Below are 24,673 nucleotides of genomic sequence, written 5' to 3' on the forward strand. Positions count from 1 at the left end.
AGCCGAGTGTGCTTATGAATTGGATATCGTATTTTATGTAATCAACTATCTGAACTTTATTGTTCACATAATTTTTCATGGATCTTCTAATTTCTCCAAATTCTTTTTCCAAAAAAATGGGAGTTTACTTTTTAAAGATTTTATCATTATTCCTTGCTTCTGCAATTGTGGTTCGGGTATTTAATTCTTGTTCTCTCCTGAGAATTATCAATTATATATTGTCGTTCAAAATTATAAATAAATTGACGGTGCATGAGTGTCCCGTTCTACCGTATACGAATATCAATAGTCGCATGGGCGTTTTGCGCATCTGCAAGAGTGATATGGGCAAAGCCGGGAGCATCGGGTGTCCAGGATGGTTGCGCACCGGGCGGCACATCCAGCAGAATGCCATTGATATACCAATGATAAGGCGGATGGCCGCCGGAACCTTCCAACCCGACAGGAAGCATCGTGCCTTCGGAAGAACTGCTTTCAATTTCGGAGTGATCGCGCGGGAAGATGATCTGTGGTGCTTGCCGTTGTTGCAAGCTGCGCAGAGCGGGCGACAGGACTGCAACAGCACGATGAGGTTGGGCACTGGCTGACGAGGCTGATGTATGCGGGGGGGAAGAAAGCAGAGAGAGGAGAGCTGCCAGCACTGGTCCTGCCGTATCCCGCCCGGTTAGCCCGGGAGAGGCTGTGCCGTCCGGGCGTCCGGCCCAGACACCGACTGTTGCCTGCGGGGTAGAGGCCATCGCCCATCCGTCACGATTGCCGTAGGATGTGCCTGTCTTGAAGGCAACGCCCTCCCATGATGCGACACCAGCCGGTGGAGCGGTGCCCCGCAGGATTGTGCGAATGTCGGCATTTGCTCTGCTGGACAGCAGGACTGTCTCGGGTGCGGGGCCAGTCGATTTCAGACCTGTTGGTTCACGATGCAGGGGGGCGACGTGACCATTATGGTCGAGTGCCGCATACAGCATTGTCAGGTCATGGAGTGAGATGCCTGCTCCCCCAAGAACGATCGCAAGGCTCGGTGCGCTTTGTGTGCCATCCGGGTTTTCTGGCAGTCGCAACCGCACACCGCAGGCGGAGAGGCGGTCCATGAACCGGAAGGGGCCAACCCGCTCCAGTGCCTGAATGGCAGGCACATTGAGTGAAAGCTGAAGGGCCTCACTCACGGTGGTTTCCCCCCGGAAAGTATGGTCAAAGTCCTTGGGAGCATAGCCGCCAATGGCAAGTCGGCTATCGCGCACATGTGTGTGCGGCGTCATCCAGCCGTTTTCGAATGCCATGCCATAGACAAACGGCTTGAGTGTGGAGCCGGGGGAGCGGGGTGCCAAAACAGCGTCTATCGCATTGCCCGGAGCTTTATGTTCGGCCCCCCCGACCCATGCTACAATCTGCCGTTCATGGTCGACAATCAGTGCCGCAAAGGTTCCACGCAGCGGGGCAGGGTGGCTGGCAAGCACCTGCCGTGCGTTGCGCTGGAGCCTTGCATCCAGCGTTGTCACCACCACGCCGCTGCGCCCTGCGCTGAGAAAATGGCCAGCGAGTTCAGGGGCGTCATGCGGCACGCCGCGTGTATCTGGTGTTGGCCATGCAACAGGCTGTAATGGAGTGGCGCGTTGCAGTGTGCGGTGCGCAGCGTTTAGCAGGGCTTCAGGGTGGCGGTCCGGACGGAGCGCAGCGGGGCGCCGGGGTATAGTTACAAGAAACGCGGCTTCGGTAGGCGTTAGGTGGCGGGGCTCATGCCCGAAATAAAGCAGGGATGCCGCACGGACGCCTTCGATATTCGTGCCTTCAGGCGCCAGCGTGAGGTAAAGGTTCAACACCCCCCGGCGGCCGAAACGCCATTCAAGCTGGAGGGCGCGCAGAATATCGCGCAGCTTGCCACTCCATGTATGACGGTGCGGGGTAAGGAGGCGGCTTGTCTGCATGGCCAGCGTGGAACCACCCGAGACAATATGACCGCGCCGGGCCAGTTGCCAGATGGCGCGTGCAAGGGCCTGCGGATCAACCCCCGGATGGCTATCAAAGCGGTGGTCTTCCGTTACCATCAGAAGTTTTATGTAGGTCGGGTCAACATCCTGGCTTTCAACCGGCAGACGCCAGAAGCCATCGCGGCTTGTATGGCCGTCAAGCAGCGTATGGTCCCGGGCTTGAACCAGAAGGGCTGCCTGCTCGGCCCGATGCAGGTCTGGTGGATTAAAACGGTCGGCCACCAGCAGACCAGCCGGAATGAGGCTGGTAAGCAGCAGGCCGAGCGTACAGTTTCTGGCAAGGTGAAGGGGGGCCTTCAATGCGCGGTGATCTCGACAGTCCCTGATGCCGTGCGCGCCATCAGGCTCGGAAAACTCCGGGCGCTGACCATCGCTTCAGGCAGAGTAAAGCGGCCCGGGGTAATGGCGCGGACGATGTAGGCGACATGGAAGCTCCGCATCGCAAGGTCTGGAGACTGCGTTGTGAAGCTTACCGAAGCGTTGAACCGATCATCCAGCGCAGCAGCATGTTCGGTGTTACTGAGTGTGCCCAGAAAAGCGTAAGGGGGCTTTGTGCTGTCGTTTTCAGCGTCATCCCCGTCATGGTCGTCAGATGCGGCTTCATCAGGAGACACAATGCTCTCGATCTCCCATCCGGCAGGTAGCAGGCTGGTGAGGCCTACCAGATAATGACCAGGGTGGAGGGCAGTGCCTTTGAGGCTGACGATAAACCGGTCATTCTGTTGCATGTGGGTCAGGTCAAATGGCTGGCCGGTCAGGGTAAAGCCCTGCATGGTCAGTGTCAGCCCGTTGGTGAGAGGTTTGACTGCCCCGGCTGGCTCGCCCTGCACGGTCAGAGTGCTGAACAGCATCTTCCTGCCGGTATTTTCAACCTGAAGACCTTTCCCGAGTGCAGCGGACTCAAACGGGTAGGTCAGCGGCAGGCGCAGCGGTGTGGTGTTAGAGCGCCCCTGCACACGCACACTCCGCCCGTCAGTATCCTTGTTCAGGGCGCTGGCGGCTTCGAGTAGCGCCGTTCTGGTTGCGGTTGTCAGCATATCCGGCGACAGAGAGAGCTTGCCAAACCGCCCGATGAGCAGGTGGGTGCGCCGGTCGTCATGTGCTTCGGCGGTCAGGGCGGCCAGCCCGGCCAGATCGCGCACGTAGGTCCAGTATCGGTAATCCCACAGATCCGGCTTTCCAGTGCGGGGCGGCCCGAGTGCCGCGATAGCTGCGTCCAGCAGTGCTTCTGGCGATGTTGCGCTCTTGTCCTCCGGTGCATCGTCCATTGCGAGTGCGACAGCGAGATGCCCAAGGGCCAGAGGATTGGCCTGTGCATTGGAGCCTGCCGTGTCAGCCCAGACATAGCTGACACGGGTAGCATCCTGCCGCGCAACGAGCGAGGCCGCGAGAGTATGGATTGCATCTGGGTGGAGGCGACCAGCACGGGCCAGCACGTATGCCGCGTAAGCGCGAGTATTCAGCCGTTCTGCCTGCCTTTCACTGTCATGCTCATCATCATCGACGTCTTGAGACTGGAGCTGCTCGCTTTCAATATGGTCGAGCAGCAGGCCGAGCCGGTCCTCTGGCACGGTGTAGCCAGCGGCTTTGGCCCGGATCAGGAAATCGGCGAGATAGTCCAGATCATCGGGAAGACTGAGGCCATCTGAGCGGTCCCACTGGCCAATCTCACCCGACGGGCTCTGGCGATCAAAAAGCGTATTGATGGCTGACTGGATGGATTGCCCCGGAGTGTTGCTGTGGTCGTGTGTCTCGGGGTGGGGCGGGTTGCCTTGTTGCAGCAGCGCACGGGCCTGAGCCGCCAGTGTATCAGAATCCCCCCAGACGCTGGATTGCAGGGATTCTTGCAACCCGACTGTATCCAGGCCGTCCGATGCGGAGATGTTCAGGGTTATCCGAGCGTCTGCCGGGCTGAAGCCCACCAGTTCCGTGCGGTCCCACGTTTTGTGGCTGCCGGGTGGGAGTGGTGCAGTCCGGCTGACGGTCAGTGGAACATGCGCCAGCCGGATGCCGATGGGCCAGCTTCGCGTCAGCAGCGCTTTTGATGAGCCGGATCGGCGCAATGTAAGATGGACATGCGCAGTGGCAGTGCGGCCCGGTAGGGTAGGGGTGGCGGCCAGCGCAACGCGCAGGTCAGCGCGCTCACCGGGTTTGACGGGGGCGTTGAGTGTGCTGGAGCCGAGAACACGGAGCGGCCCATCTGTGGTGACCTGCACCTCGTAAGGTGCTGATGGCGCATCAACATTGATGATGGATACCTGTGCCTGCGCCGTATCCCCCGGGGCGAGGAATCGTGGCAACCCCAGGTCGGGGAAAACCGGGTCCCGCGCTGTGATGTCTGCCTGCGCGTTGCCAACGGCATCTTTGCTCCAGGCGGAGGCCATCAGGTGAAGCTGGCCGTCAAAATCCGGCACATCGAATGAGAGCGTGCCGTGCCCGGTGCTGTCGAGTGCGACCGGACCATCGAACAGCGCGACGCTTTCCGTTGTTCGCACGGGTGGGCCGTCTGCGCTGCTGCCGTTTGAGGCCGCATCCCCCCCAGAGCGGATCTGGCCATTTTTCGCATCACTCAGCAGAAGGGACCCGTAGTTGTCCAGCATGTCCAGCCCAAGGCGGGGGCGACCGTAAAGGGCATCAAACAGGTTGAGCGGCGTGAAATGCGTGAGGTTGAGAATACCCTGATCGACCGCGGACACCGCAACCTGCACCTGCCCCACTGGCAGACCCTGACTGGCCTGCACAGCCACGGGAATGGTGATGCGCTGGCGCGGCGTGACCGTGCGGGGCGCATCAAGCGTTACGTTCAGCCGATGCGTGTCCTGATTAACACCAATCCATGCGACACCAACCGCCCGCACAGGGTCATGCGGGCGCAGGCCGGAGGGGCTGTTGAGGGGGCGGTAGAGTGTGACCAGTGCATAAGCACCGGAATGCCAGTCCGGTGTGGCGGTTACGGGCACGTCCAGCCCTTCTTTCGGTACGTCCACAAAACGTGTGTTCAGCACACGGTCTGTTGCAAGCGTTATCTGGGCCTGCCCGGCAAAACCGCCACCAATGTGGAGGACCGTACTGCCGTCTGGTGCGATATGGGTATCGCGCACGCTGAGCGGCAGATGGTCCGGTGTGCTGGCATCACCGCTACCACCCCAACCGACCTGAAAGCGGAGCGAACTGCCTGTTACGCCGTCACTCTCGCTCGGGACGGCACTCAGGCGGTATTCGCCCCAGTCCAGCGTGGGGGTAATCCGCGCTGTGCCTTTGGCATCTGTTGCAATATCGCCCGAGCGCATGGGCACGTCCACGGTGTGGCTGCTGAAGGTCCAGCCATTGTCGGGTGTGTGGGACCAGTTATAGATCCGATTGACGCGTGACAGGGTCCAGTGAATTTTGTCGATGGCAACTGGACTGTTATCTGGCGCAAAACTTGCGAGATCAACGGGGATAACAGCACTACCCATGCTGGAGGAGGCATCGGTCGCGACATGGAGGCCGATCAGCGGCGCGGTGCGGCGGACGGGAATTGTAAAGTGCTCACTCACGCGCCGCCCCATGGGGTCCAGAAAACCGGCTCGTATATCAAGCGCGAGTGGTCGGGTAAGGCCCGGAGGAATATCCGGCATGAAGGTTAACTGCGTATGGCCTTCATGGTCCGTTGGATCTGCGCTGATATCGCCGCTGGCTGATGGTGTCTCCTCGTTCTCAAACCCGAAAGCCCAGCCTGTAAGGCCAGGGATCGGATCGGTTACGGGGACAAGCTTGTAGGAACTGTCACTTTTAAGGCTCGCACCGGGTGCGCCGTAGAGAAAACGTGCCGAGGCATCAATCTCAACGGTCTGTCCGGCGATTGCGGAAGCTGGGGGCTTAAAACTGGCTTCGATACTGGGTGGCACGAAATCCTGAACGCTGAAACGGGCCGAACCGATAGCGGGCAGGGAAGGGTCGAGCAGAATATCGGCCCGCCACAGGCCCGCGGGAGCGCTGGCGCTCAGGGGCAGGGTGGTGGCGTAGCCGCCCTCTGCCGCACCTGTAAGCGGAATGCGCCGTTCTTCCATCAGATCGGGACGGTACAGAACAAGGACCGGGTGCGTGTCTGGAATAGCCTGCCCTGCGCGGTTACGCAGAAGAGTGAGGAGGTGCACGCTCTCCCCGGGACGATAGATCCCGCGGTCAGGCTGCACGAGCGCGCGACTGCTCCCCTGAAAAGGGCTGACTGCGCCTTCAAGGTGCTGTTCTGAAAAATCGAACCATTGCCGGTCAAGATGCAGAAAGCCGAAATCCTCTCCCTTGCTGGCCAGCAGGACCGAGGAGCGGTCTGCCATGGTGCCACGGAGCAGGGGGGCATCAAAATGCCCAAGGCCACTCGCATCCGTTTTGACTGTCGCCAGAGTGCCGCCATCACGCGCGCGCAGTGTTAGCGTAACATCAGGAGTAGGCTGTCCGCTCATCAGGGAGCGGGCACTGACTGTCAGCCCGTCTTCACCCCGCAGCATGGTCAGGCCAAGATCGCTCAGATTAACCCAGCGGGCAGAAATAGGCTTGCCTTGCAGCGGATCGGCGTTGGTGTTCCCACGTTTAAGGGCGGTTTCCACTGTGCTTTTTTCGGGCGGCGTTGCGGCGTCTTCAACCGTCACCAGATAAAGTCCGTTCTGTCCTGCGCCAATTGTTTCTGCCAGCGGGAATCCAGTTGTCACAGACCGATCTGGGGCATGATCAATAGCCATGCTGCCATGCCAGATTTCACGCATGGTCGTGTCCAGCAGGTTCTGGAATGTATAAGGGTCAAAACTGGTCTGGTTCAGATCCGGGAGTGTGCTGTCGATATGATCTGTGCCGGGAAATTGCTGATATGCAGCCACCCGAAAGACGTGGAGACGAACAGCGGAGACGTTAACAGTTTCGATCGCGAGGGCAGGCGTACGCCCGGTCGTGCGTCCGGGTAGGATAAAGCCATCTCCTGTTAGCCCGACATGCGCATCACGACGCCCAAAACGGGCGCTGAGCGTGAGAGGGGTGGCGAGATTCTGACCATCGGCTGAAGTAAAATCCGGGTCGACTGTTATTGTGTAACCCTGCCCGAAAGCAAGCTTGCCAAGGCAGAATGTGTCGTTCTCAACACGGGGTGTGAAGGCGCTTTTGGGTGAGAGATGGACCGAACGGGCCAGTGTTGATGTTTTTTGTGCGTTCAGGTTCTGATTGAAATGCAGACAGATTTCAGGGTGTTCGCCTGTTGCATCAAGAGAGGTGCGCTGGAACGCGAAAGGCGCGGACTCAGCAGAGGCCGCCCGACTGCACGGCGCGAGGTAAAGAGCCGGAAGGGCAACAAGGCTCAGGGAAGAAAGCAGAAGGCGTCGAGACAATATCTTGAACCCTGAACAGTTTTTGCTGGATTACGCGATGCTTTAACAGTCCCGGGATTGGTGGGGACCTAGTTTTACAAGTTACGCGGCCATGAGAATTTGGTCCATAGTTACATAAAAATGTTACTCGGCCTCGGCTGGTGTGATGTGGCGGACAGGTTCAAGGATACGGCAGTTGTTGAGCCAGCCTACCCATGCGAGGGCGGCGTATTCGAGGGCCTCAAACAATCTTGCTCAAATACGACAGTTACAGCGGGATAGGTGGCCGAGAAAAAGGCGCAGGGGCAGCATGCGTAGTAAGGTGACGATATGCCTCAGTCCTTGACCCGGCCGAAATATGATTTCGATGCAATTACTCCAGCGTGGCTGCTGGCTTGATCGGTAGTTATGCAAGAACTCAGGGGCCTCTACTCTGTCGGGCAAGGCGTGGTACTATTTATGCGTTCGTATTCTTTAACACAGGGTAGTGGCAGGCAACTGCGTGGTTGGGAGCAATTGGCGTTAAGGCCGGGGCTTCGTTCTGGCAGCGGGTTTGCACAGCCGGGCAACGGGTATGGAAGCGGCAGCCTGAAGGCTTGTTAACAGGGCTTGGAATTTCTCCACGCAAAGGAGCATGCCTTGGTGCCCCCACAACCGGGCGGGGCACGGCTTGCGTCAAGGCTATGGTGTAGGGGTGGGCCGGGTTGTGCAGAACGGTATCTGTCTCCCCCAGTTCTACAATCACGCCAAGATACATGACCGCAACACGGGTGGATACCTGCCGGACCACGGCAAGGTCATGGGCAATAAAAACATAGGTCAGGCCTAGGCTTTTTTGTAAATCTGCAAACAGGTTGACAATCTGGGCCTGAACCGAAACATCCAGAGCTGAAACAGGTTCATCTGCCACCACAAGGCGGGGGGAAAGCACCAGAGCGCGGGCAATATTAATGCGCTGGCGCTGCCCACCCGAAAATTCGTGCGGGTAGCGTTCCAGCGCCGCACGGGGCAGGCTGACCAGCTCCATCAGTTCTTCCAGCCTATGCGCTATGGCCATGGGCGTATGTTTGCGCCCATCCGGTGTGCGGTGAACCCGCAGGGGTTCTGCCAGCAGGTCCCCGATCCGCCTGCGGGGGTTAAGGGATGCGTATGAGTCCTGAAAGACCATCTGCATCTGCTGGCGCAGGGGGCGCAAAATACGCTCGGGCAGGCGCGTTATATCCTGACCATCAAAAATAATCTGGCCGGCAGACACATCATTAAGCCGCAGCAGGCAGCGCCCTAGTGTGGACTTGCCGCAACCGGATTCCCCTACAAGACCCAGCACCTCGCCGGGCATAACGGTAAAGGAGACGCCATCTACCGCCCGGAGTGTTTGCCCGTGTTTGAGGCTGTAGGTCTTGTAAACATCCTTTACTGCCAGCAAAGGCTGCGTTGCACCTGAAGATGAGCGAGGGGGAGCCGCCTGCACGGTGGGGGAAGGGAACTGCATGGGGCTTCTCACAGAACAGGCATTGCGCTGGTGTAGGCGCGCTTGGGGAGGGGGTTTCCTTCCCTCGGTAACACACAGGCAACTTTATGCGCCGGGCCAACCGTGCAAAACGCAGCGGGTGGTGCAGGCAGGCAGGAGGCATGGGTATACGTGCAGCGCGGTGCAAAGGCGCAGCCTGCCGGGCGCTCCAGAGGTTGGGGGGGCGTGCCGGGAATGGCTGGTAGCCTGTCCGGGCGCGGGCCGTTCATGGGTGGGATGGAGACTAAAAGAGCTGCTGTGTAGGGGTGCTGAGGGTGAGCAAACAGGTCTTGGGTAGCACCTGTTTCCGCCGCCCGGCCGGAATATAGGACTAATGTGCTATCGCATGTTTCGGCCACTACACCCATATCGTGCGTGATCAGCAGGACAGAGGAACCGTAGGCGGTACGGAGCCTGCGCATGAGGTCCAGAATCTGGGCCTGTACGGTTACGTCCAGTGCTGTAGTGGGTTCATCTGCGATCAGCAGGGACGGGTTGCAGGAGAGTGCCATGGCGATCATGGCGCGCTGGCGCAGGCCGCCAGAGAGTTGATGCGGGTATCTGTTGGCAGTATTGGCGGGGTCTGGCACCCCCATTTCCCCCAGTAGTTCTACCGTGCGGGTGCGGGCCTGCCTGCGGGAGAGGTTCTGGTGGACACGCAACTGCTCATCAATCTGCCAGCCAATGGTGTAAACGGGGGTAAAGGCGGTCATCGGGTCCTGGAAAATCATGGCGATTTCCCGGCCACGTAAAGCACGCATCTGTTTGCCAGACAGGCCAAGCAGATCCTGCCCCTTAAAGCGGGCGGAGCCGCTTACATGCACGCCGGGCGCATCAATCAGCCCCATAAGGGCCATGGCTGTAACGGATTTGCCTGACCCGGATTCTCCCACCAGCCCCAGTATTTCCTGCTCACCAATGCTGAAGGACAGGTTCTCCACAATAGGGATGACCTGCCCACGTGAGGTAAAGCTCACGCACAGATCGTGTACATCCAGCAACGGGGGGGAGGGCGTGTTAGTGGGCATCGCGCACCCTTGGGTCAAGGAAAAGATAAGCCGCATCCACCAGAGCATTGGCCAGCACCACAAATACGGCCGAATACATGACCGTGGCCATGATCAGGGGCAGATCAAGGCTGTTGAGCGCCTGATAGGTCAGGCGGCCCACGCCGGGCAGGCCAAAAACAACCTCTGTCAGCAATGCACCCCCACCAACAAGCTGTGCAAAGTCCATGCCAAAGAGCGAAACAAAGGTTATAAGCGCTGTGCGCAGGCCATGGCGGAGCAGGATGCGGGCAGGGGATAACCCTTTGGCACGGGCCGTGCGTATGAAGTCCTCCCCCATAATCGCGACCAGATCAGCCCGTAAAATGCGGCTGTAAATGCCAACAAACATGACTGCCAGCACGCACCACGGAATAACCAGCGCCAAAAACCAGCCGTATGGACTTTGGGTAAAAGGCACATACCCCAGCCCCGGCACCCAGAAAAACAGCCATGTATCGTGGTAACGGTTCTGGGTGATCAGGTTAACAACCTGCCCAAGCCAGAAAACGGGAATGGAAATACCAACCAGCCCGGCCATCATGAGTGTGCGGTCAATCCATGACCCTTTGCATGCAGCGGCAACAACCCCCATGCCAATGGACAGCACCACCCAAATAACAGCGGCTCCGCTTACCAGCGAGAGGGTTACAGGGGCCGCCCGCATGATTTCGGGCACAACCAGTTCACCACGGTTGGCGTAGCTTGCCAGATCACGGGTGATGAACAGTTTTTTCATCATAATGGCGTATTGCACGGGCAACGGGCGGTCAAAGCCGTATTCCTTACGGACTTTTTCCATGGTCTGGGGGGCGGCATTGCGCCCTGCAATACGGGCCGTGGGGTCTGCTCCGGGGGTTGCAAAAAAAACGGCAAACACCAGCGCGGAAATGCCGAACAGAACAAAAACCGTCTGACCCAGACGGCGCAGGAGGGGCATGATCATGGTCTGTCCTTCCTCCTATTCCCGCCGGGAGGCATCGCGCACATCCAGCGCATCACGCAGGCCATCGCCCAGAATGTTCAGGGCAAGCACTACGGCCACAATGGCCAGACCGGGGGCAATGGCCACCATGGGGCGGGTGTAAATCAATCCCTCGCCATCCAGAATGATAGTCCCCCAAGAAGCCGCCGGGGCCTGCACACCAATGGAGAGGAAAGACAGGGCACTTTCCGCCAGCAGCGCCATGGCCATAAGCAGTGGCCCCATAACCACAAGCGTTGTACTGACATTGGGCAGAATGTCGCGCAGTACAATACGCCACCGGGGTACGCCAAGGCATTTGGCCGCGGTTACAAACTCGGCCTGCCGTAGCGCAATAACGCGCCCGCGCACCGGGCGAGCGGCATAGGGCACATACACCAGTGCAATAATTACAATGGGAATAAGCAGGTTATCGGCCTCTATAACAAAAGGTCCGATCCGCAGGCCCGAAGTGATTGTGACAATGGAGAGCGATATGGCGAACAGGTAAACCGGTACGGCCCACATAATATCCATCAACCGGGACAGGATCATATCTGTTACCCCGCCAAAAAAACCGGCGGCAATCCCAACAGTTCCGGCCATAACAAGGCAGAGTATCGCCGCACTGAAGGAAATAAGCAGGGAGTTCCGCCCCCCATAGAGCAGTCGGGCCATAATGTCGCGCCCCTGACTGTCTGCCCCTAGCAGGTAAGCAGTGTGCCCGGTGGGGCCAATGGGGCTAAGCCCCAGATGCAGCGGGTTGTCGTTGGGCTGCATGATGTCTGTTTCCTGCCCGTTGAGCATAATGGTGCCTGCAACATTGGATACAAACGGGTCAGTATGGGCAATGTGACGGGCATAAAACGGCGCACACAGGCTTGCCACCACAATAAAGGCAAGAACCGCAACCGAGGCAAGTGCCGCGCGGTTGCGCAGCAATGACCGCAGCGCGCTGGCCCATGGGCCAGCAGAAGGTCTGTGCGTGTTAGATGGCTTTGTCATCGTGCCTGCATTTATCAGGTCCTCAAGGGGTAAAGTCACCTTGCGGCGTTACGCGGGGAGCGGGCAGGGTCAGCCCTGCTCCGTCAGTAATGCTTCACGCTTCATTTCTAGTTCAAGCCACTGTTCTTCACATTCAGCCAGTCTGGCCTCAATTTTCTGTAGCTCGGTGGAGTGCCGGTCAAACGCTTTGGGGTCTTTGCTATACAGGTCGGGGTCCGCCATGCTGGTGCGGTGTGTCTGTGCTTTGGCTTCCAGTTTTTCCATTTCCAGCGGCAGGTTGTCCAGCGCATACTGGTCTTTGTAGCTGAGTTTGCGGGTGGCTTGCCGGGTAGCCTGCTCACGCGGTTTTGCTGGTTCGGAAGTGGGGACAACGGGGGCTGTTTCCAGCGGTTGCAGGTTCCGCTGCACCAGCATGTCACTGTAGCCACCGGCATATTCCACCCATGCACCTCCGCCTTCGGCCACCAGCACGGATGTGGCAATACGGTCCAGAAAATCACGGTCATGGCTGACCAGCAGAACCGTGCCGGGGTAGGTGCTGAGCATATCTTGCAGGATATCCAGCGTTTCCAGGTCCAGATCGTTGGTTGGTTCGTCCAGAACCAGCAGGTTGGATGGCTTTGCCAGTGCGCAGGCCAGCATCAGGCGGCCCCGTTCCCCGCCAGACAGAGCGCTAACAGGGGTGCGCGCCTGCTCGGGGCGGAACAGGAAGTCCTTCATGTAGCCAATAACATGGCGCTTTTCATCCCCGATCTGCACCATATCTCCCCCCCCATCGGTCAGGGTTTCGGCCAGAGTACGTTCGGGGTTAAGGGAGCGGCGTTGCTGGTCCAGTGTGACCATGCTTAGGGACGGGCCAAGGTTAATGGTGCCACTATCTGGCTGGTCACCCCCGGTCAGCAGCCGCAGCAGGGTGGTTTTGCCCGCGCCGTTTGCCCCCACAACGCCCAACCTGTCCCCGCGCAGGACGCGCAGGTTCAGGTTCTGGATTACGCATTTGTCCCCCCACGCCTTGTTCACGTCCTCCGCCACCGCCACAAGGCGGCTGGAGGTGGAGGCGGACTGGGCATTGAGAGTAACCGTGCCCGGAGCGCGCACCGCATCGCGCCGGGCTGTGCGCAGGGCGGCCAGTTCGCGCACACGGCGCACGTTGCGTTTGCGGCGGGCTGTTACGCCGTAGCGCATCCAGTCTTCTTCCCGCGCAATCTGGCGGTCCAGCTTGTGAGCGTCGCGCTCTTCCTGTTCCAGCACGTCTTCGCGCCAGGCTTCAAAGCGGTCAAACCCCTCATCCAGCCTGCGGGTTATGCCCCGGTCCAGCCAGACCACGGAGCGAGAAAGGGTGGAGAGTAGCCGCCGGTCATGGCTGATCATGATCATGGCCGAACCAAGACTGAGCAGTTCGCGCTCCAGCCATTCAATGGTTGGCATGTCCAGATGGTTGGTTGGCTCATCAAGCAGCAGCACATCCGGGGCTGCGGCCAGCACACCGGCAATGGCGCAACGCCGGACCTCCCCGCCTGAAAGATGCGCTGTGCTTTCCGTCCCGCTCAGGCCAAGGGCATCCAGCATGGGGCCGGTACGCCATTCCATGTTGGGGTCTGCAATCTGGGCGGCAACATAGTCGGCTGTTGTTGCGTATGCGCTCAGGTCTGGTTCTTGGGGGAGGTAACGTAAGGAAGCACCGGGCTGGAGAAAAACGCTGCCACCATCTGGCTGAATAAGACCCGCGGCGATTTTGAGCAAAGTGGATTTGCCCGACCCGTTCCGCCCGACCAGACAGACGCGCTCGCCCTTGCCAACGGCAAACCCCGCGCCATCAAGGAGCGGTTTGCCACCAAGGGTTAGGGTAATATCCTGCAAATGAAGTAGGGGGGGTAGCGCCATAACAGATTGCCAGCCGTTCCAGAATAAGGTCGATCAAGGTTTCTGGCAGCTTTTTACCCAACAAATCAGGTCTGAGCTACACCCATACTGCTTACGGCCTGATAGGTGGCAACGGCAAGGGTTAAGGGGTCAAACGGCTTGGTAATGACAAAACTGGGTTCCAGCTTTTCGCCCGTCAGCAGTCGTTCGGGGTAGGCCGTTACGTAAATGACGGGTACCTTAAAGCTTGCCGTAATTTCAGCCACCGCCGCCATGCCATCCCCTCCCGGACCAAGGTTGATGTCCGCCAGAATAAGGCCCGGCCGGGTTTGTGCGGCAAGTTGCACGGCATCGGCCTGCGTGTGGGCAATGCCTGCAACCTTGTGGCCACACTGCATGACCAGCAGTTCAATATCCATGGCAATAATGGGTTCGTCTTCAATAATCAGGACGGAGGTCTGCACCCCTTTGTGGAGCTGCTTTTGCGCGCTTTCCAGCTCTTGTGCGGCCTGATCGTGGGGCAGGCCGATAATTCTCGCCACCGTTTCCACACTGATTTCTTCCAGCGTAGTCAGCAGCAGCAACTGCCGCTGTGTGGAGGAAAGTCCCGGCCCCTGGGTGCTTCTGTGTGTTTCATCCGTAGCATAAAGACGCGAGATGGCCTGATAAAGCTGGAGCAGGGGGGTAAACCCCTCCGCCGGGGGTTGGGAGGTCAGGCCCCTCAGGCTTTGTGCTACCAGCAGATCGCCCTCGGGCTGGTTGCCTGTCAGGGCGCGTGCATAACGTCTGCCATAAGGGAGAGCCCGGATCAGCCCGTCACGCAGTGACTCTGACATGACAAATCTCCTTATGATTAGGTCATGATAAAAACATACGGTAAGGCAATGATGCCACGGAGCGGCGTTTGCCGAAAGGGGATGAATCCTGATTAACACACCAAATCCCGATCAGGGCGATGCGCGTTCACCTTTTAGGGTGGAATTGCTGGCGCTTTTGCCATCCCTGCGCGGCTTTGCGCGCTTTTTGGCGCGCGACCCCGCTCTGGCAGATGATCTGGTGCAGGAAACCGTTTTGCGCGCGCTGGACCGTATGGCGCAGTATGAGGTTGGTACCAGCCTGAAGGCATGGTGCTTTACCATCCTGCGCAACCTTTTTCTGGAACAGCGGCGGCGCGGCAAAAAAGAGCGTGAGGTGCTGGCCAATTACGGGCAGCACCCGCCGCAACGGGCCGTATCTCCGGCAGATGGGCGGCAGGAAGTGCATGAGCTTGAAGCCCTGCTGTGGCAGCTTACGCCGCTTTTGCGGGAGGCACTGGTGCTCATTGGTGCGCAGGGCATGACCTATGCCGAGGCAGCAGAGATTTGCGAGGTGGATGTCGGGACCATCAAGGCCCGTGTGTCCCGCGCTCGAACCATGCTGCACAAACTGGCGCAGCCACAGGCGGAATAGAGGGGCGGAGCCTGCAGGGTTACGTGCTCTCGTTTTCGTGATTACAAAAAATGCATCCGGATGTAACCTTGGCGGGGTCTTGTTCATTGCTCCCATAAAACGGAAGAAGAGCGGAGTAAAAACAATGACAGCCTCGTTATTCCACGATCAGGTTATTGCTATCCTGCCCAAGCTGCGTGTGCAGGCACTGGCGTTGACCCGCAACCGCACCGCCGCAGAAGATCTGGTGCAGGACGCTGTTTGCAACGCGCTGGCCGCTCAGCAGAGTTTTATCCCCGGAACCAATTTTGGCGCATGGATGCACCGCATCCTGCGGAACCGCTTTATTTCCGACCTGCGTAAAAAGCGCGAAACTACGGATATTGATGATGCCCCCCAGTCCATGCTGGCGGTTGCTGCCCGGCATGATGACCGGCTGAGCCTGATGGAGTTGGATGCAGCGCTTGCACGGCTGCCAGATGACCAGCGGGAAGCTTTGGTGCTGGGGGTTCTCGAAGGAATGAGCTATCAGGAACTGGCGGAAATGTCCGGCTGCGCTGTTGGTACGGCCAAAAGCAGGGTTTTCCGTGCCCGGCGTCAGCTTGAAGTCTGGTTAACTGGAGAAGAATCCGTGTCTGATGCAGGTGACCGCAAAAAAGGCGAGCGTGTTCAGGCCGGGGCGGCAAAAAAGAATGGCGGCGCGCAGCGGGTTTCCTCTCGTATGAGCGCAGCAGTGGTCTGAACATGGCGCATGCTGGGCTTATAAGTTGCAGGTCTGTCGGGGATGAGTTGCCTGCTCCGCACACAGTGGCGTCAGGCACACAACGGCAGGATCCAAGGTTCGGAATGGGAAAGAGTATGGACGGCGCTCCCCCCCGCAAAGGCAGGCAGTCTCGGGATCAGGCTTTTGATGTCTGGCTGAAGCGCGGCCTGCACCAGCTTTTTGATGATGTTGTGAATGAACCTGTGCCCGAAGAGCTGCTGAAGCTGATTGAGGAAGACCGGAGCAAGCAGGACTGAGCCTTTTGTCTGTCTTTTCCGTGCTTGAGCAGGCTGCCCGGCGTGTTGGCGCCCTGCTTATGTCCGGGTTGGGGCGGGTGTTTATCACCACCAGCGCGCGTATGCGTGTGCTTATCTGCCTCTCGGGTATTCCCGTGCTCAGTATTGGCGCTGTTTTGGCCCTGCGGAATTATCAGGAAGTCCGGGTGGGGAGCGCCCAGCGTGCTGTTGCCGCCATTATGCGGCTGGACCAGCAGTTCCGGCACGATACGGACCGCCTGCGCAGTGCGCTTGAAACAATTGGCAATATGGACCTCACGCATGACCAGCTCGTGCATGCGCTCAAACTGGCCGAAACCATTAGTGGGCAGCGATACTGCTTTTTGGCTGTTCTGGATGAAAGAGGCAAAAAGCTCGATTCTGTTTCCCCCTCAGGCCGCTCCTGTGCGGAGGTCGGGACCTTAACCCCGCCCGCACGGATTAACGCCACGGTTATGGAAGCCGTGCAAAAAAGTGGTGGTGGGGAAGATAACGGGGCATTTTTGCGGATAACCGTGCCTGCCGTTTTTCTTGCAGAGCCGGAGGCCCATGGTTATCTGGTTGGTATCCTGCAAATTTCGCGCACACGGGCTTATCTTGGTGGTGCTTCGGGGTGGGATGCATTTTCGGATGATACAAACCCCGTGCAGGCGTGGCTGCTTATGCACGATGGAGAGCTTTTTCCCGTTTGCACCGACTGCAACTGGGAGCAGCCGTCACCCGGGCTTGTCTTTCCGTTAAAGGAAAAGCTGGAAAAAAGTGACCGTTCGGTTGTGTCGCTCCCGTCCATGCAGGGGGGGTATGCCCTTGGTGGCATTGCGGGTGGTGCGGATATTTTTGTTTCAACCCAGCGCACGCCCATAGAAGCCGACGCCCTGCGGGCCATGGTTTTCCAGATTGCGGCCCTGCTGTTCCTGCTGGCTGCGGGGCTGGTGGGCGTTACGCTTGCGGCCAATATCGTGCTTGTCTGGCCTTTGCGGCGGCTGACCTATTCCGTTCGTAAATGGCAGATGGAAGGGGTGTTTGACGGGCGCGTTACACGCACCATGCCGCTTGAGCTGCAAAGGCTGGGGCAGGCTTTTACGCGTGCAACACAGCGCCTCTCCCGGCATGAAGCGCGGCTGAAGAAGGCCATGGCGCATCAGGAACTCCTGATGAAGGAGATTCACCACCGGGTTAAAAACAACCTCCAGATCGTGGCGTCCCTGCTCAATCTTCAAGCCAACCAGATTGCCCACCCCGAGGTCCGGGCCGAGTTTGCTCTGGCGCGCGACCGAATCCGGGCGCTGGCAACGCTGCACCGCACCCTTTACGCCGAGGATTCACTGACCAGCCTGAACATGGCCGTTTTTTTAAAAGACCTGTGCGAGCAGACCTTCCATATCGCAGGGGAGGCGGATGCAGGGCGTATTCGCCTACAGGTGGATTCAGACAGTTTCTGGATGGACCCGGATCAGGCCGTGCCTCTGGCGCTGATCGTGACCGAGGTTGTGACAAACTCGATCAAATACGCATTCCCCGATGGCCGGATGGGCGTTATTCATGTGCGGCTGACAAAAAATGGCAATCTGGTCACGCTGAATGTTGGTGATAACGGGATTGGCTGTTCCTTCGACCCCGCATCCGGCACGCAGGGGATCGGGCTCAAGCTCATTCATGGTTTTGCCAGACAGCTAAAGGCATCTTTGAGCTATAGCGGCAAGGATGGTGTGCAGTTCACACTGGTCCTGCATCTGGAGAAAGCGGAAAACCCGTAAAATAAGGCAGCCCGCAGAGCGTTGGCATGCCTTAAGCGCAGCAGGGAGTGGCGATCTAAACTGTTGCGTCCTTGGCAGAGCAGTATAAACGCTGTCTGTCATGAGGAACGAGAAAGCAGCAATACGTAACTGGACGCGCCTCCAGTCGCGTCTTGGTCGTCAGGCAGCGCGATCAGTGGTTGGGTCCGGGCTGCTCTCCAGTCTTGCCGGTATTGGGCAGGCATGGTGTGTGGCTGTTGTTCTTGGGCATGCCCTTGTGGCGTGGCAGGCAGGCGGGCAGGGGGCTGCTTTTCCAGCGTGGCCCTTTATGCTGTTCCCGGCTCTGGCTATGTTGCGTGCCCTGTGCATGATCAAGGCAGATGTGGCGGCTGCTCAAGCCGGTATTGTGGCGCGCAGGCGTTTGCGGGGGGAGGTCATGGCCTCCATTCTTGCCGGCGGTCCTGCATTGCTACGCCGCACGCATAGCGGTGTGCTGGCCTCCATTGTTGTGGACCGGATAGAAGCGCTGGATGGCTTTTTTGGCCGCTGGGTGCCTGCCTCCGTACTGTGGATGGTGGCGCCCGTACTGATTTTGCTGCCCGTGGGCATTATGCAGCCGCGTGCGGCTGTCATTCTGGGCCTGTGTGGTGTGGCCGTTCCTGTTGGGCAAGCTGTGTTTGGTATCGGTGCGGCTGTGGCATCACGCAACCAGTTTTTGGCCATGACCCGCCTTCAGGCACGTTTTCTGGACCGTATCAAAGGGATTGCCACCATTGTTCTGGCTGGCCGGACCGAGGACGAAACCCGCCGTTTGGGGGATGCCGCAGAAGAGCTGCGCGTGCGTACCATGAAGGTGCTGCGGGTGGCATTCCTTTCCTCCGCATCCATTGACTGCGCTATGGTCATTGCGTTCATCCTGCTGGCCGTGCTCGACGGGCGGCAGGCATTGGCCATGCAGGCCAGTGGTCCATCCCTCGCATTGCAGCACACCGTGGTTGCCAGCCTGTTTGCCCTGCTGGTAGTGCCGGAGTTTTTTGCTCCCCTGCGCGGCCTTGCACTGGCGTATCAGGACCGTGCACACGCCCAAGGGGCAGCTACCGCCATACTGGACCTGCCCGAAGTAACAGAGCGGCCGGTGCTGGAAGGGGCCAGAACCGTTAACGCCAACGGCGTGATGGTGGCCTTTGATGATGTCGGCTTTACATGGGACCCCGCTCGCGGGCCTGCGCTGGAGCATGTTACCTTTACCGTGCCAGCGGGGGAAACGCTGGTGCTGGCTGGTCCATCCGGTGCAGGCAAGTCCACGATCATGGAGCTGCTGCTGGGGTTTATTACCCCCCAGAACGGGCGGGTGCTGTTTAATGGCGCGCCTTTGCAGAGCATAGTCCCCGATGCCCTGTCCCGCGTTGTGTCATGGATCGGGCAGAAACCTGTGCTGTTTGCCGGGTCCCTGCGGGATAATATCCTGTTCGCCAAACCAGATGCAGACGAGCGTGAACTGGCAAATGCCCTGCGTTCCGCCGCCGTGGATGAGTTCCTGCCGACCCTGCCCAACGGGCTGGATACACAGATCGGTGAAGGTGGGTTTGGTTTGTCTGGTGGGCAGGCGCAACGTATTGCCATTGCGCGGGCTTACCTCAAAAACGCCCCAGTTCTGCTGCTGGATGAACCCACAGCGCATCTGGACCCTGCTACCGAAAAAAGTGTTTTTGAAAGCCTGCAACGGCTGGCCGTTGGCCGCACGGTTATTCTGGCCACGCACTCGGCTGCGGCTCATATGTTTAAGGGGCGGCGGATAGACCTGCAAAACGGGCGTGTTATCAATCGGCAGGGGGCTGCGTAACATGGCAATGCAAGATCAGACATCAGCCGTGCAGCCGACCGCAAGGCTGCAGGATGTGCCCGTGCCGCACACAGCCAGATTTACGGACTGGCAGGCGGTGTGCATTATATTCGGCCTGTGGCGCAGGCAGGGAGTGCGGCTGGTTGTGGGCGTGCTGCTGGCACTGGCTGCGCTGGCTTGTGGTCTTGCGCTTATGCAGGTGTCCGGCTTGCGGCTGGCAGGGTGTGTGCTGGGCGAAGTGGTGGTGACAACCGCACTGCTGCGCTGGGTTGGCGTGGGGCGCGTGACGCTGCGCTATGCAGAGCGCCTGTTTGCGCACGATGCCATGTTCCGTGCGCTGGCAGATTTGCGGGTCTGGTTTTTTCATTCCCTTGCCCACGGTGCAGCGGCAGGGCTGGGCTTCCGCCGGGCGGGGGATATGCTGTCCCGTCTGGTATCCGATATTGGCGCGCTGGATGGGTTATACCTGCGGATTGTTGTGCCGCTGGTTTGTGCGGGACTGACCTTTCCGGCCCTGCTGGTTATTGTGGGGCGGCAGAGCCTTGTGCTGGGAGTGGCTGTTGGCGTGCTATTTGCCTGTGCATCTTTTCTGGTGCCGTGGCTGATCGCGCGGTCGGGGCAGAAGGCGGCTGATCAGGCTGCCCATCTGCTGGCGCATTTGCGTATTTCCGTGCTGGACCTGGTAGGCGGCCTGCGCGAAATCCGGGCATTCGGCGCGGAAGGGCGAATGCTGGCCCGTGTGCAGGCTGCGGATGCCGCATTGTTGCAAGGGCAGATGGCTGTGGCCCGCCGTGCGGCTTTTGCCAATGCTCTGGCCTTTTTATTTGGGCAGATTGCCGTGTTCATGGTGCTGCTGGCCATTGGCGGTATTCTGCTACCCAAGGTGGGCGCCCTTGAAGGGGTGAGCATACTGTTTTTGACCGTTGCTGCATTTGAAAGTGCAGTCACCCTTACGCGTGCCGGTTTGCAGGCTGGCATTATGGGGGTTTCCGCCCGCAGGGTGGTGGAAATGGCAGTGCAGCCCGCTGCTGCCAATGCGCAGGTTACGCATGAGCATGCCCCTGTGGATACCAGCATCCGCCTGAACAATGTGCGTTTCCGGTGGGCGGATGATCGGCCGTGGGTTTTAAAAGGGCTTACGCTGGATATTCCCGCAGGGGCGCGGGTGGCTATTCTGGGGCCGTCTGGCACGGGTAAGTCCAGCCTAGCGGCTTTGCTGTTACGGGCGGCTAGCCCGCAGGAAGGCCAGATTTGTCTGGGGGGGGAAGATATTACCACCATACGCCCCGATGCCGTGCGCAGCAAAATGGCCTGGCTTTCGCAGGCAACACACCTGTTTGACGATACCATTCGTGCCAATCTGCTGCTCGGCCGGCCTGATGCTTCCGAAGATGATTTGTGGAAGGCTCTTGATCAGGCCGCGGTGTCCGATGTTGTGCGGTCTCTGCCCGAAGGGCTGGATACCTGGGTAGGTGAGGGGGGTATTCGTCTCTCCGGTGGGCAGGGGCGGCGTATTGCGCTGGCGCGTACGCTATTGGCACCTGCTCCCATTCTTATTCTGGATGAACCCGCAACAGGGCTGGATGCGCAGACGGAGCAGGACTTCCTCCGGACTCTGAACACCGTAACCGAGGGCCGCACGGTCATACTGATAGCCCACCGCCTGACCGGGGTGGAAAAGCTGGACCGCATCTGGCGCCTGTCCGATGGTGTGGCAAAAGCTGCCGCGGCCTAGGCCTGCTGGAATCGTTGTTGACGCCAGCAGCCCGGAGGGGCACCAAATAAAACGGTTTTGTTTTGATAATTCAGGAATGATCATTATGCGCCGCTTATTTTCAGTCGCCTGCCTGAGCCTTCTGGCTGCCTGCGCCAGTCAGGCCCCTCGTAAATATGTTGTCTTTTTTTCCAACCAGTCGGCCGAGCTTGATCAGGCCGGGCAGGAAGTGGTTGCGCAGGTCGCGCAGGAAGCAGACAAGCACCCCTCCCGCATTGTTCGGGTTGAAGGGTATGCCGGGGCTGGCAAGGACCTGTCTGCCGATGCACTGGTGGCAATCCAGCGGGCCAAGGCCGTAACGGCCAAGTTGCAGGCCGATGGCGTGCGCAGTGACCGTATTGTGGAAACACCGCGCGCCCCTTCCAACCTTGAAGGGATGGTTGTTGGCTCCCGCCGTGTAGAGATCGAACTGACAAGCCCCTGATTGCCATGGAGGAAAGAGAGCCTGCATATGCCGACATTCCCCCTTATGAGCCACCATTAGGCTTGCCGGAGGAAAGGGGGCCGGGAGTGCCCCCGCGTGACCGGTTTTGTAACCGGTCCGTGCAGGAGGTGCTGCAGGCTGTCTTTGGGTTCCCCGGGTTCAGGAGCTTGCAGGCGCAGGCTGTAGAATGCGCCATGCAGGGGCAGGATGCCCTTGTGCTCATGCCCACGGGCGGGGGCAAAAGCGTATGTTACCAGATTCCAGCCCTGTGCCGGCCGGGCATGGGGCTGGTCATCTCTCCTCTTATCGCGCTTATGGACGACCAGGTGGCAGGGCTCAGGCAGCTTGGGGTTAATGCCGCTGCCCTGCATTCCGAGCTGGACGAAAACGAATCAGCCCAGATCAGGTCCGATCTGGCCAATGGCCGTGTGGACCTGCTCTATATTTCGCCTGAACGCCTTTTGTCGTCAGGCACGCTGGACCGTCTGACGCGCATAGCACTATCCATTATTGCCATAGACGAAGCGCATTGCATTTCGGCTTGGGGGCATGAGTTCCGGCCCGAATACAGGGCCCTGACCGCCCTGCCGCGGCATTTTCCCAATGTGCCACGGCTTGCCCTGACCGCCACGGCGGACGAACGCACGCGGGACGATATTCTGGCGGCATTGGATATGCCGCACGCGCAGGTTCTGGTTTCAAGCTTTCATCGGCCCAACCTCAATATTGCCGTGCAGCCCAAAGGTTCGGAACTGAAGCAACTGCTTGTAGCCCTTGAGCGCTACAGGGAAGATGCGTCCATTGTCTATTGTGGCAGCCGTGCCAGAACCGAGCGTATAGCAGCCTCCCTGCGGGAGCGCGGCTGGCCTGCGCTGGCGTATCATGCGGGGTTGTCTCCGGTGGAAAAGCGCGCGGTATTGTTGCGTTTTCGCTCGGGGGAACCGCTGGTGATTGTGGCCACGGTGGCTTTTGGCATGGGCATAGACCGCCCGGATGTGCGCGCAGTTGTGCATCTGGATATGCCCTCCTCGCCCGAGGCGTATTACCAGCAGATCGGCCGGGCCGGGCGCGATGGCCTGCCGTCTGATACCGTGCTGTTATACGGGGGGGAGGATATAGCCCGTGCCCGTTACTGGCTGGACCAGTCCGCAGCTCCAGATAACGAAAAACGGATCATGCGCAGCCGTCTGGAGGCCATGATCGCGTTTACTGAAACCACAGGGTGCCGCACGCAGGCACTGCTGCACTGTTTTGGCGAGGAACTGGAACAGCCCTGCGGGCATTGTGATAACTGCCGCCACCCGGTGCTGACATTTGATGGAACGGAAGCTGCCCGCAAGCTGCTGTCCGCAGTGTATCGCACGGGGGAAAGTTTTGGCGCGCTGCATGTTATTGCCGTTTTGCGGGCCAAGAGGACCGACGGCATAAGCCGGAACGGGCACGACAAACTTTCGGTCTGGGGGATTGGTCAGGATAGAAGCGAGTCGTTCTGGCGTGGTGTGGTCCGCCAGCTTATTGCGCGCGGCGCCCTGCGGATAGAAGGGCAGTATGGTGGGTTGCGACTGAACCCCGACATCGCCCGCCCGATCCTGCGGGGGGAGGAAAACGTTGCCTTGCGGGCAGACCCGGTTGTGGAACACACCGGCAATGTGGGGGGTACTCGGGGGCAGAGGCAATCTGCTGTTCTGGACCTGCCTGAAGACCGTTTGGCCCTGTTTGAAGCTCTACGCAAATGGCGGCGGGAAGAAGCCAAGGAGCAGGAAATTCCGCCGTATGTCATTTTCCATGATTCGGTTTTGAAAGACATAGCGCTCGAAAAACCCGATGATCTGGATACGCTGGGTGAGATCAAAGGCGTAGGCCGCTCCAAGCTGGAACGCTACGGAGAGGCCGTGCTGGCGGTTATTGAGGCGGAACCGGCATGAGCAATGCGCTGGAAAAACGACGCAGGCATATTCTGCGGCTGGTCAACCAGCACGGGTATGTTGCCAGCGAGGAACTGGCGCGCGAGCTGGGCGTAACCGTGCAGACAGTAAGGCGGGACGTTAACATTATGGCCGGGCAGGGCCTTCTTGCTCGCCACCATGGAGGGGCCAGCAGCCTTTCCCCCGCCGAGAACATTGCTTATTCAGACCGGCAGATCCTGAACCTGCAAGCCAAGGACGCCATAGGGCGGGAAGCGGCAAAGGCCATACCGGACGGGGCCTCCCTGTTCATTAACATCGGCACCACAACGGAAGCTTTTGCCCGGTCGCTGCGCACCCACAGAACCCTGCGGGTTATTACCAATAATATCCATGTGGCAACCCTGCTGGCTCCGGCTCCTGAATGTAGCCTGATCATTACAGGTGGCAGCGTACGCCTGCGCGATGGTGGCATTGTTGGCCCGGCGGCAGCGGCCATGATCGAGCAGTATCGGGCGGATTTTGGTGTTATCGGCATTTCCGGCATTGATGCGGATGGTACACTGCTGGATTTTGATGCGGACGAAATTAACGCAGCGCAGGCGATCATACGCAACGCCAGAACGGTGTTCCTGCTCGCCGACCACACCAAGTTCTTGCGCAGGCCCATGGCGCGTGTGGGGCATATATCCCAGATCAATGCGTTTTTTACGGACCAGCCTCCTCCGCCGGGTATTCGTGCCATTTTGCGCGAGCATGATGTGCAGCTCCATGTTACTGGCGCGCAGGAGTGTTCGTAAAAGAACATCATGGCTCA

Annotated in this window: 17 protein-coding genes; 9 read left to right on the forward strand and 8 right to left on the reverse strand. The window is 59.2% G+C overall.

Annotated features, from left to right (window positions below; all coding sequences use genetic code 11):
* Positions 1 to 266: 266 nt before the first annotated feature.
* The 8 genes from LKE65_RS08965 to LKE65_RS09000 form a co-directional block, all read right to left on the reverse strand.
* Positions 267 to 2,285: a transglycosylase domain-containing protein gene (locus LKE65_RS08965; RefSeq protein ID WP_278741064.1), complete on the reverse strand. Its 2,019-nt coding sequence runs from the start codon at positions 2,283 to 2,285 to the stop codon at positions 267 to 269.
* A complete protein-coding gene (locus tag LKE65_RS08970; RefSeq protein ID WP_278741065.1) occupies positions 2,282 to 7,342 on the reverse strand; it encodes an alpha-2-macroglobulin family protein in 5,061 nt (1,686 codons plus the stop codon). Before LKE65_RS08970 ends, LKE65_RS08965 begins: the two co-directional genes overlap by 4 nt.
* Positions 7,343 to 7,778: 436 nt before the next feature.
* Positions 7,779 to 8,813, reverse strand: coding sequence for an ABC transporter ATP-binding protein (locus LKE65_RS08975; protein WP_408744060.1), 1,035 nt, complete (start codon positions 8,811 to 8,813; stop codon positions 7,779 to 7,781).
* 8 nt (positions 8,814 to 8,821) lie between these two features.
* Positions 8,822 to 9,859, reverse strand: coding sequence for an ABC transporter ATP-binding protein (locus LKE65_RS08980; protein ID WP_278741066.1), 1,038 nt, complete (start codon positions 9,857 to 9,859; stop codon positions 8,822 to 8,824).
* On the reverse strand, positions 9,849 to 10,823 hold the full coding sequence (locus tag LKE65_RS08985) for an ABC transporter permease (protein WP_278741067.1): 975 nt from the start codon (positions 10,821 to 10,823) through the stop codon (positions 9,849 to 9,851). Before LKE65_RS08985 ends, LKE65_RS08980 begins: the two co-directional genes overlap by 11 nt.
* Positions 10,824 to 10,838: 15 nt before the next feature.
* Positions 10,839 to 11,846 carry an ABC transporter permease gene (locus LKE65_RS08990; RefSeq protein WP_086646458.1) on the reverse strand — a complete coding sequence of 336 codons (1,008 nt, stop codon included), beginning with the start codon at positions 11,844 to 11,846 and terminating at the stop codon, positions 10,839 to 10,841.
* A gap of 69 nt (positions 11,847 to 11,915) precedes the next feature.
* Positions 11,916 to 13,730, reverse strand: a complete 1,815-nt coding sequence (locus tag LKE65_RS08995) for an ABC-F family ATP-binding cassette domain-containing protein (RefSeq protein WP_278741068.1) — start codon at positions 13,728 to 13,730, stop codon at positions 11,916 to 11,918.
* Between the two features lie 65 nt (positions 13,731 to 13,795).
* Positions 13,796 to 14,545 carry a response regulator gene (locus tag LKE65_RS09000; protein WP_278741069.1) on the reverse strand — a complete coding sequence of 250 codons (750 nt, stop codon included), beginning with the start codon at positions 14,543 to 14,545 and terminating at the stop codon, positions 13,796 to 13,798.
* A 166-nt stretch (positions 14,546 to 14,711) separates the two neighbouring features.
* Here LKE65_RS09000 and LKE65_RS09005 point away from each other — a divergent pair, with 166 nt between their 5' ends.
* The 9 genes from LKE65_RS09005 to LKE65_RS09045 all read left to right on the forward strand — a co-directional run bounded on the left by LKE65_RS09005 (position 14,712) and on the right by LKE65_RS09045 (position 24,656).
* Positions 14,712 to 15,158 carry a sigma-70 family RNA polymerase sigma factor gene (locus LKE65_RS09005; protein ID WP_242005828.1) on the forward strand — a complete coding sequence of 149 codons (447 nt, stop codon included), beginning with the start codon at positions 14,712 to 14,714 and terminating at the stop codon, positions 15,156 to 15,158.
* A gap of 124 nt (positions 15,159 to 15,282) precedes the next feature.
* A complete protein-coding gene (locus tag LKE65_RS09010) occupies positions 15,283 to 15,879 on the forward strand; it encodes a sigma-70 family RNA polymerase sigma factor (RefSeq protein WP_086646461.1) in 597 nt (198 codons plus the stop codon).
* A 116-nt stretch (positions 15,880 to 15,995) separates the two neighbouring features.
* Entirely contained in the window at positions 15,996 to 16,157 is a 162-nt protein-coding gene (locus LKE65_RS09015; RefSeq protein WP_231945768.1) for a NepR family anti-sigma factor, read from the forward strand.
* 101 nt (positions 16,158 to 16,258) lie between these two features.
* Positions 16,259 to 17,932: a sensor histidine kinase gene (locus LKE65_RS09020; protein WP_086646493.1), complete on the forward strand. Its 1,674-nt coding sequence runs from the start codon at positions 16,259 to 16,261 to the stop codon at positions 17,930 to 17,932.
* 100 nt (positions 17,933 to 18,032) lie between these two features.
* Positions 18,033 to 19,754: a thiol reductant ABC exporter subunit CydD gene (gene cydD / locus LKE65_RS09025; protein ID WP_278741074.1), complete on the forward strand. Its 1,722-nt coding sequence runs from the start codon at positions 18,033 to 18,035 to the stop codon at positions 19,752 to 19,754.
* Positions 19,755 to 19,800: 46 nt separating this feature from the next.
* A complete protein-coding gene (cydC, locus tag LKE65_RS09030) occupies positions 19,801 to 21,489 on the forward strand; it encodes a thiol reductant ABC exporter subunit CydC (protein WP_408744098.1) in 1,689 nt (562 codons plus the stop codon).
* Positions 21,490 to 21,574: 85 nt separating this feature from the next.
* Positions 21,575 to 21,952: an OmpA family protein gene (locus tag LKE65_RS09035; RefSeq protein WP_086646495.1), complete on the forward strand. Its 378-nt coding sequence runs from the start codon at positions 21,575 to 21,577 to the stop codon at positions 21,950 to 21,952.
* A gap of 128 nt (positions 21,953 to 22,080) precedes the next feature.
* Entirely contained in the window at positions 22,081 to 23,877 is a 1,797-nt protein-coding gene (gene recQ / locus LKE65_RS09040; RefSeq protein ID WP_408744061.1) for a DNA helicase RecQ, read from the forward strand.
* A complete protein-coding gene (locus LKE65_RS09045; protein ID WP_095349820.1) occupies positions 23,874 to 24,656 on the forward strand; it encodes a DeoR/GlpR family DNA-binding transcription regulator in 783 nt (260 codons plus the stop codon). The genes recQ and LKE65_RS09045 overlap by 4 nt, the downstream gene beginning before the upstream one ends.
* Positions 24,657 to 24,673: the final 17 nt, after the last annotated feature.

It is taken from the genome of Acetobacter fabarum, from assembly GCF_022483405.1.
GTDB classification, from domain to species: Bacteria; Pseudomonadota; Alphaproteobacteria; order Acetobacterales; family Acetobacteraceae; genus Acetobacter; species Acetobacter fabarum.

Excerpts from the sequence above, each read along its gene's own strand:
- LKE65_RS08975 (WP_408744060.1), bottom strand. The coding sequence starts at position 8,813 with ATGCAGTTCCCTTCCCCCACCGTGCAGGCGGCTCCCCCTCGCTCATCT.
- LKE65_RS09015 (WP_231945768.1), top strand. The coding sequence starts at position 15,996 with ATGGACGGCGCTCCCCCCCGCAAAGGCAGGCAGTCTCGGGATCAGGCT.
- LKE65_RS08990 (WP_086646458.1), bottom strand. The coding sequence starts at position 11,846 with ATGACAAAGCCATCTAACACGCACAGACCTTCTGCTGGCCCATGGGCC.
- LKE65_RS09045 (WP_095349820.1), top strand. The coding sequence starts at position 23,874 with ATGAGCAATGCGCTGGAAAAACGACGCAGGCATATTCTGCGGCTGGTC.
- LKE65_RS08995 (WP_278741068.1), bottom strand. The coding sequence starts at position 13,730 with ATGGCGCTACCCCCCCTACTTCATTTGCAGGATATTACCCTAACCCTT.
- LKE65_RS09000 (WP_278741069.1), bottom strand. The coding sequence starts at position 14,545 with ATGTCAGAGTCACTGCGTGACGGGCTGATCCGGGCTCTCCCTTATGGC.
- LKE65_RS09035 (WP_086646495.1), top strand. The coding sequence starts at position 21,575 with ATGCGCCGCTTATTTTCAGTCGCCTGCCTGAGCCTTCTGGCTGCCTGC.
- cydD (WP_278741074.1), top strand. The coding sequence starts at position 18,033 with ATGAGGAACGAGAAAGCAGCAATACGTAACTGGACGCGCCTCCAGTCG.
- LKE65_RS09010 (WP_086646461.1), top strand. The coding sequence starts at position 15,283 with ATGACAGCCTCGTTATTCCACGATCAGGTTATTGCTATCCTGCCCAAG.
- LKE65_RS08985 (WP_278741067.1), bottom strand. The coding sequence starts at position 10,823 with ATGATCATGCCCCTCCTGCGCCGTCTGGGTCAGACGGTTTTTGTTCTG.
- LKE65_RS08980 (WP_278741066.1), bottom strand. The coding sequence starts at position 9,859 with ATGCCCACTAACACGCCCTCCCCCCCGTTGCTGGATGTACACGATCTG.
- LKE65_RS09020 (WP_086646493.1), top strand. The coding sequence starts at position 16,259 with ATGCGTGTGCTTATCTGCCTCTCGGGTATTCCCGTGCTCAGTATTGGC.